Here is a 7,070-nt window from a genome sequence, read left to right as displayed (position 1 = left end):
CGGCAGGTTGACGCTGCTGGGCATCACATAGCCGCGCGGGTTCTCCAGCAGGGCCACCGTGGCGATCGGCTCATCGCAGCGCTCCAGGCTGGCATGCGCGCCCTGGCCGCCAGCCGGCCCGGCCGAGCCGGAGACCTCCGAGCCGCCTTCGCCCAGCTCGGTCTTTTTCTCGCCGCAGCCGGCCAAGGCCAGCGCGATGGCGGCCCAGGCCATGGCGCAGGCCCAGCGCCCGGTTCGGTTGGAAGTCGCAGTCATCGCGTGCATGCGTACCCTTTGCAATCTGTCAGTCAGGCCAGAGCATAGCGCCCCAGAATGACAAAAAAGGCCAAAGCCTGGAGGGCTTTGGCCTTGTGGCGGCGCCGTGCATCAGGCAGGCCCATGCAGCGCGCGGTCCGCTTACTGCGCGCCGGCTGGGTTGCGCAGCTTGATGTGCAACTCGCGCAGCTGCTTTTCGTCCACAGGCGATGGGGCCTGGGTCAGCAGGTCCTGGGCGCGCTGGGTCTTGGGGAAGGCGATCACGTCGCGGATCGACTCGGAGCCGGTCATCAAGGTGATCAGACGGTCCAGACCGAAGGCCAGGCCACCGTGGGGAGGCGCGCCGTACTGCAGCGCATCCAGCAGGTAGCCGAACTTGGCACGTGCATCTTCGGCGCTGATCTTGAGCGCGGTGAACACCTTGGACTGCACATCGGCACGGTGGATACGCACCGAGCCACCGCCCAGTTCCCAACCGTTGAGCACCATGTCGTAGGCCTTGGCGATGCACTTGCCGGGGTCGGTGTCCATCAGGTCCTCATGGCCGTCCTTGGGCGACGTGAAGGGGTGGTGCACGGCGGCCCAGCGGTCGTTTTCCTCGTCGTGTTCGAACATCGGGAAGTCCACCACCCACAGCGGAGCCCAACGGTCTTCAAACAGGCCGGTGCTCTTGCCAAAGGCGCTGTGGCCGATCTTGATGCGCAGCGCGCCGATGGCGTCGTTGACGACCTTTTCCTTGTCAGCGCCAAAGAAGATCAGGTCGCCGTCTTGCGCTTCGGTGCGCTTGAGGATCTCGGCAATCGCGGCGTCATGGATGTTCTTGACGATGGGCGACTGCAGGCCGTCACGGCCCTTGGCCAGCTCGTTGACCTTGATGTAGGCCAGGCCCTTGGCGCCATAGATCTTGACGAAGTCGGTGTAGGCGTCGATGTCGCCACGCGACAGACCGCCCTGCTCGCGCGCACCACCTGGCACACGCAGGCCCACCACGCGGCCGCCCTTCATGTTGGCAGCACCCGAGAACACCTTGAAGTCCACGTCCTTCATCACGTCGGTCAGCTCGGTGAACTCCAGCTTGACGCGCAGGTCAGGCTTGTCCGAACCAAAGCGGAAGGCCGCATCCTGGTAGGTCATGATCGGGAACTCGCCCAGATCCACATTCAGCTGGGTCTGGAACACTTCCTTGATCATGCGCTGGAAAATGGCGCGGATCTCTTCTTCGTTCAGGAACGAGGTTTCGCAGTCGATCTGCGTGAACTCGGGCTGGCGGTCAGCGCGCAGGTCTTCGTCGCGGAAGCACTTGGTGATCTGGTAGTAGCGGTCGTAGCCGGCCACCATCAGCATCTGCTTGTACAGCTGGGGCGACTGGGGCAGCGCGAAGAATTCGCCGTCGTGCACGCGGCTGGGCACCAGGTAATCACGCGCGCCTTCGGGCGTGCTCTTGCCCAGCATCGGCGTTTCGATGTCGATGAAGCCTTCCTTGTCGAGGAAGTTGCGCACCTGGATGGCCGTCTTGTAGCGCAGCATCATGTTGCGCTGCATCGTGGGGCGGCGCAGGTCCAGCACGCGGTTGGTCAGGCGCACGGTCTCCGACAGGTTCTCGTCATCGATCTGGAACGGAGGCGTCACCGAGGCGTTGAGCACGGTCAGCTCGTGGCACAGCACTTCGATCTTGCCGCTCTTGATCGAGTCATTGGTGGTGCCTTCAGGACGGGCACGCACGAGGCCCTTGACCTGCACGCAGAACTCATTGCGCACGTCTTCGGCGACCTTGAACATCTCGGCGCGGTCAGGATCGCAGACCACCTGCACATAGCCTTCGCGGTCACGCAGGTCGATGAAAATCACACCACCGTGGTCACGGCGGCGATTGACCCAGCCGCACAGGCTCACGGTTTCGCCCATCTGGGCTTCGGTCACTTGACCGCAGTATTGGGAACGCATTGCCATAGCCAATCTTCCTGCACCGATGAAGGTGCCTTAGTTCTCAGTTATTTAGACCCCGTGGGGACATCGGGCGCAGCCACGACCCCCATCGAGACGATGTATTTAAGCGCAGCATCCACGCTCATGTTCAATTCAATGCAGTCGCTCTTGCGCACCATCACCAGGTAGCCACCCGTGGGGTTGGGCGTGGTGGGCACGTAGACGCTTACAAACGCGGTATCGGCACTGTCCGGGCTCTGGTGCAGGTGGCTGTCCAGCTCACCGCTGGGCGCGCCGGTCACAAAACCGATGGTCCACATGCCGGGATGGGGCCACTGCACCATGACGGCGGTACGGAAAGCATTGCCGCTCTCGGAAAACAAGGTGTCGGAGACCTGCTTGACGCTCGAGTAGATCGAGCGCACCACCGGAATTCGGCTGACCAGCGCATCGCCCCAGGCCACCAGCTTGCGGCCGACAAAATTGCTGGCAATGCCGCCGACGATCAGCAGGATCGCCAGAGTCAGCACCACGCCGAAACCGGGGATATGGTAGCCCAGGACCTCGTCGGGCTGCCAGTGCTGCGGCAGGATCAGCAAGGTCTGGTCGAGCGTGCCGATGATCCAGTTGAGCACCCAGACCGTGATGACGCCCGGCACGATGACCAGCAACCCGGTCAGCAACCATTTACGCAGGGACGCCATCACCTCGTAGCCCTCAGACCGCCGAGCCGCCGCTGGCAGCCGGTGCAGATGCAGGCGTTGCTGCCGCTGCGGGCGCAGCCGCGTCGGCCGCAGGTGCGCTGGCCGGTGCCGCAGCAGCCGACTTGCCACTGAAATCGGTGGCGTACCAACCCGTTCCCTTGAGCTGGAACCCCGGGGCCGTCAGTTGCTTGGAGAAGCTGGCTTGCTTGCACTCGGGGCAGTCCGTCAGCGGTGCATCCGATATTTTTTGCAAAACATCCTTGGCATAGCCGCAGGCACTGCACTTGTAGGCGTAAATAGGCATCGCGCGTGTAAGAAAACGGAGGGAAACTCTTGATTATAGGCGGGTTGCAAAACCGATCCGGGGCGTAGGCTTAGCACTACGCCCCGCATTCAGCGCTGTTCGCTCAGCGCCCCGCCACCGCTGCGCCGCTGGCGGCGGGCGCGGTATCGGCCACAAAGGCCTGCACGTCCGTCTTCTGGTTGCGGATGGCTTGCGGCGCCAGCGAGCCGACAATCATGCCGGTGAAGGCGGCCAGCACACCAGCGAGCTGGGCCGGGAAGGCAGCGCCCCAGGCCATGTTCAAACCGGCCAGCCAGATGCCGATGCCCAGGAACACCGCCAGCAGCGCGCCCTGGGTGGTCGCGCGCTTCCAGTACAGGCCCATCACCAGCGGCACAAAGGCGCCGACCAGCGGCACCTGGTAGGCGCCCGAGACCAGTTCATAGATGGGGGTGCCCTGCATGCGGATCGAATAGGCCAGCACGCAGGCGCTGAACACCAGCACGCTGATGCGCATGGTCTTGAGGTTTTCGCGGTCGCTCACCCTGGGGCGGAACTGGCGCCAGATGTTCTCGGTAAAGGTCACGCTCGGGGCAAGCAAGGTGGCCGATGCGCAGGACTTGATGGCAGACAGCAGCGCGCCAAAGAACAGCACCTGCATCACAAAAGGCATTTTCTCCATCACCAGGGTGGGCAGCACTTTTTGCGGATCGTCCTTGAGCAAGGCCGAGGTGGCCTCGGGCATGATGATCAGCGCGCTGGCCACCAGGAACATAGGCACAAAGGCGAACAGGATGTAAGCCGAGCCACCAATGATGGTGCCGCGCACGGCCGACTTTTCGGTGTTGGCCGACATCACGCGCTGAAACACGTCCTGCTGCGGGATCGAGCCCAGCATCATGGTGATGGCAGCGGCAAAGAAGAAGACGATGTCATGCCAGCTCGGCTCGGGCCAGAACTGGAACAGATCGCGGCTGGTGGCCAGGTCGATCACCTTGCCGGCGCCGCCGGCCATGTCCGACGCAAAGAAGGCCAGCACCATGAGGCCGACCACCAGGATGATCATCTGCACAAAATCGGTGACTGCCACCGACCACATGCCGCCAAACAAGGTATAGGCCAGGATGGACACCACGCCGATCACCATGCCCATGGGGATGCTGACCGCCCCGCCCGAGAGCAGGTTGAACACCAGGCCCAGCGCGGTGACCTGGGCGGAGACCCAGCCCAGGTAGCTCAGCATGATGATCAGCGAGCAGATGATCTCGACTGCGCTGCCGTAGCGCTTGCGGTAGTAGTCGCTGATGGTCAGCAGGTTCATGCGGTAGAGCTTGGCCGCAAAGAACATGCCCACCAGGATCAGGCACATGCCAGCGCCAAACGGGTCTTCCACCACATTGCGCAGGCCACCCTCGATGAACTTGGCCGGCACACCCAGCACGATCTCGGAGCCAAACCAGGTCGCAAACGTGGTGGTGATGATCATGAACAGCGGCAGATGGCGGCCGGCAACGGCGAAATCGGCGGTGTTCTTGACCCGTTTGGCGGCCCACAGACCCACGCCGATGGTTACAAATAGGTAGGCGATCACCATGTAGAGCAGCACGTTGTCACTCCTGCAAAGCGTAAGGGTTAGGGGTTTAAAAAAGTCGGATGCGGATGAGCACTTGCAGCACCACCAGCCCCAGGACAAAACCAATGCCTCCGCAAATGATGATCTGCAGCAGCTTGTTCGTCAATTTCTGCTGCACCAGCAGCTCCTTGAGCGTCTCGTCGTGGTGGCCGCCGCCGCCATTGCGCGCCAGGTACTGGTGCACCAGGCGGGGCATGTCGGGCAGCAGCTTGGCGTAGCGCGGCGCCTGGGATTTAAGCTCGCGCCACAGGCGCTGGGGGCCCATCTGGTCGAGCATCCATTTCTCGAGGAACGGCTTGGCCGTGCTCCAGAGGTCCAGGTCGGGGTCGAGCTGGCGGCCCAGGCCTTCGATGTTGAGCAGCGTTTTTTGCAGCAGCACCAGCTGAGGCTGGATCTCGACCTGGAAGCGCCGCGAGGTCTGGAACAGGCGCATCAGCACCATGCCCAGCGAAATTTCCTTGAGCGGGCGGTCAAAGTACGGCTCGCAGACCGCGCGGATGGCGGCCTCGAGCTCATCGACCCGGGTGTCAGGTGGCACCCAGCCGCTTTCGATGTGCAGCTCGGCGACGCGCTTGTAGTCGCGGCGGAAAAAGGCGGTGAAGTTCTGCGCCAGGTACTCTTTGTCGAACTCGGTCAAGGTGCCGACAATGCCAAAGTCCAGCGAGATATAGCGGCCAAAGCTCTCGGGCTCCAGGCTGACCTGGATATTGCCGGGGTGCATGTCCGCATGGAAGAAGCCGTCGCGGAACACCTGGGTGAAGAAGATGGTCACGCCATCGCGGGCGAGCTTGGGGATATCGACACCGGCAGCGCGCAGGGTATCGACCTGGTTGATGGGCACGCCATTCATGCGCTCCATCACCATCACCTCCTGGTGGCAGAAATCCCAGAACACCTCGGGGATCAGCACCAGGTCCAGGCCTTCCATGTTGCGGCGCAGCTGGGCAGCGTTCGAGGCCTCGCGCATCAGGTCAAGCTCGTCGTGCAGGTAGGTGTCGAACTCGGCCACCACCTGGCGCGGCTTGAGGCGCTTGCCGTCGGCAGAGAACTTCTCGACCAGCTCGGCCATCGTGCGCATCAGCGCCAGGTCGCTGTCGATCACCGGCAGCATGCCCGGGCGCAGCACCTTGACGGCAACATCGCGCAGCTCGCCCGCACGGGTGCGGATGGTGGCAAAGTGCACCTGGGCAATCGAGGCGCTGGCAATGGGCTTTTCGTCAAAGCTGACAAAGACCTCGGCCAGCGGCTTGCGGAAGGCACGCTCGATGGTCTGCACTGCAATGCGCGGGTCGAACGAGGGCACGCGGTCCTGCAGCAGGGACAACTCTTCGGCGATATCGGGGGGCAGCAGATCGCGCCGGGTCGACAGCACCTGGCCGAACTTGACAAAGATCGGGCCCAGTTGCTCCAGCGCCTCGCGCAGGCGCTGGCCGCGCGGCTCGGTCCATTTGCGGCCTATGCGCAGTACGCGGGTGATGCCCTTGAGCCAGGGGTGGTTGAAGCTCGACAGCACCATGTCGTGCAAGCCATAGCGCCAGACCACCCACAAAATGGTGAAGCCGCGAAAAAAACGTTTCATGTCGTTGTGCGCTCGCTGGCCGGCTCGCTGTCCGCAGCGTAGCCGGGGGGCGTGGGCGGTGCAGGCGGCTGGGCCTGCGCGCCAGAGCGGCCGGCGCCAAAGCGGTCTGCGGTGCGCACGCCCATGCTGACGAACTGGCGCAGCGCAGCCGCTACGCGCTGGCCGAGCTGGGCCAGCCAATGCGCGGGGGTGTCACCCACCAGGCGGGCCAGGTCTTCTTCCACATCCCAGCGCACATGGTCGACCAGCCACTGGATCTCGGCGGCAAACTGCACATCGCCATCGATGCGGATGGCGGGCTTCTCGCCCTGGATGACGCCGCGCGCCAAGGCCAGCGGCGAGTCATCGACCACCTGCACACGCAGATCGGGGGTTTCCTGGGCGCCTGCCAGGTCCAGCAGGCCGGCGGGCGTGATCTTGAGCGCCAGCACAATGCTGCGCCACTGCACCTGAACGACGCGCCCGCTTTGGCGCACCAGGCGCTCCATGGCCGCACTTTCCTGCATCAGCACGTGGTTCAGGAACAGCACCACGCGGTGCTGCACCTCCGACACCAGCCACTGCGGGGGTTGGGCCGACTCCAGAATGCGCGCAAAAATGCCGCCCGGAAAAGAAAAAGGGGACTGTGTTGCCATAGTCCCCAATTATTCCCCAAGTCCGCCGCCTGTCGTCAGCATTAACAGGCAAAGC

At 63.5% G+C, this 7,070-nt stretch carries 6 protein-coding genes and 1 pseudogene; all 7 read right to left on the bottom strand.

Translation table 11 applies throughout. The annotated features are described in order from the left end of the window. Nucleotides 1–255 (bottom strand): annotated as a pseudogene (locus H928_RS28730) (hypothetical protein); the annotation flags it as partial. A gap of 141 nt (nucleotides 256–396) precedes the next feature. Further along, nucleotides 397–2,205: an aspartate--tRNA ligase gene (gene aspS / locus H928_RS0118495; protein ID WP_021027843.1), complete on the bottom strand. Its 1,809-nt coding sequence runs from the start codon at nucleotides 2,203–2,205 to the stop codon at nucleotides 397–399. Between the two features lie 41 nt (nucleotides 2,206–2,246). Continuing rightward, the gene (locus tag H928_RS0118490; RefSeq protein WP_027011103.1) at nucleotides 2,247–2,885 is read right to left on the bottom strand and encodes a DUF502 domain-containing protein; all 639 of its coding nucleotides are present in this window, start codon (nucleotides 2,883–2,885) and stop codon (nucleotides 2,247–2,249) included. A gap of 13 nt (nucleotides 2,886–2,898) precedes the next feature. Next, nucleotides 2,899–3,189 (bottom strand): FmdB family zinc ribbon protein, encoded by a 291-nt coding sequence (locus H928_RS0118485; protein WP_021027841.1) that lies wholly within the window; start codon nucleotides 3,187–3,189, stop codon nucleotides 2,899–2,901. A gap of 103 nt (nucleotides 3,190–3,292) precedes the next feature. Then, the gene (locus H928_RS28725) at nucleotides 3,293–4,774 is read right to left on the bottom strand and encodes a sodium:solute symporter family protein (RefSeq protein WP_021027840.1); all 1,482 of its coding nucleotides are present in this window, start codon (nucleotides 4,772–4,774) and stop codon (nucleotides 3,293–3,295) included. 34 nt (nucleotides 4,775–4,808) lie between these two features. Next, on the bottom strand, nucleotides 4,809–6,380 hold the full coding sequence (gene ubiB, locus H928_RS0118475; protein ID WP_021027839.1) for a ubiquinone biosynthesis regulatory protein kinase UbiB: 1,572 nt from the start codon (nucleotides 6,378–6,380) through the stop codon (nucleotides 4,809–4,811). Next, nucleotides 6,377–7,015: a hypothetical protein gene (locus H928_RS28720; protein ID WP_021027838.1), complete on the bottom strand. Its 639-nt coding sequence runs from the start codon at nucleotides 7,013–7,015 to the stop codon at nucleotides 6,377–6,379. The genes ubiB and H928_RS28720 overlap by 4 nt, the downstream gene beginning before the upstream one ends. Nucleotides 7,016–7,070 lie beyond the last annotated feature (55 nt).

Origin of the sequence: Comamonas sp. B-9 (assembly GCF_000410635.1) — a bacterium.
In the GTDB taxonomy this organism is placed as follows: domain Bacteria; phylum Pseudomonadota; class Gammaproteobacteria; order Burkholderiales; family Burkholderiaceae_C; genus Comamonas.
The sequence above is the reverse complement of the archived record's forward strand: the minus strand, read 5'-3'. Positions and strand labels throughout refer to the sequence as shown.